The sequence below is a fragment of the Methylobacterium oryzihabitans genome (assembly GCF_004004555.2).
Taxonomy (GTDB): Bacteria; Pseudomonadota; Alphaproteobacteria; order Rhizobiales; family Beijerinckiaceae; genus Methylobacterium; species Methylobacterium oryzihabitans.
In genome coordinates this window covers 1-612 of sequence record NZ_SACP01000093.1, presented here as the reverse complement: position 1 = coordinate 612, position 612 = coordinate 1, and the positions used below count along the sequence as shown (strand labels likewise).

1 protein-coding gene is annotated in these 612 nt (G+C 76.6%); it reads left to right on the top strand.

The features are described 5' to 3' along the window. A partial coding sequence (locus EOE48_RS28485) for a two-partner secretion domain-containing protein (RefSeq protein ID WP_127734229.1) occupies positions 1–612 on the top strand: 612 nt, incomplete at both ends.

The following is a 612-nucleotide window of genomic DNA, read 5'->3' as shown; positions in this document are numbered from 1 at the left end:
CCGGCCAGCTCAACGCCAACGGGCGGGTGTATCTGGTCAACCCCAACGGCGTGACGATCACCCGGACGGGGCAGGTCAACGCGGCCGGCTTCGTCGCCTCGTCGCTGGCGATCTCGGACGAGGATTTTCGGGCCGGGCGGCGGCAGTTCCGCGGCTCGGGCGCCTCGGCGCGGGTGGCCAACCACGGCACGATCACGATCGGGCGCGGCGGCTACGCGGCGCTGATCGGCGGGCAGGTGACGAACACCGGGACGATCTCGGTGCCGATGGGCCGGGTCGGGCTCGGCGCGGGCGAGCGGGCGACGCTGGATCTCTCCGGCGACGGCTTCCTGCAGGTGGCGGTGCCGACGCGAGGGCAGGGCCGCGGCGCGCTGGTGCGGCACAGCGGGACGATCTCGGCCGATGGCGGCTCGGTGACGCTCACCGCGGCGGCGGCGCGGGACATGGCGCGGCAGGCGGTGAACCTGTCGGGGGTGGTGGAGGCGCGCTCGGTCTCGGGGCGCAGCGGCAGCATCACCCTGTCGGGGGACGAGGGCGGGGTGCGGGTGGCGCCGGGGGCGCGGCTCGACGCCTCGGGGACCGGCGGCGAGGGGGGGGGGCGCGTGGTGGCGA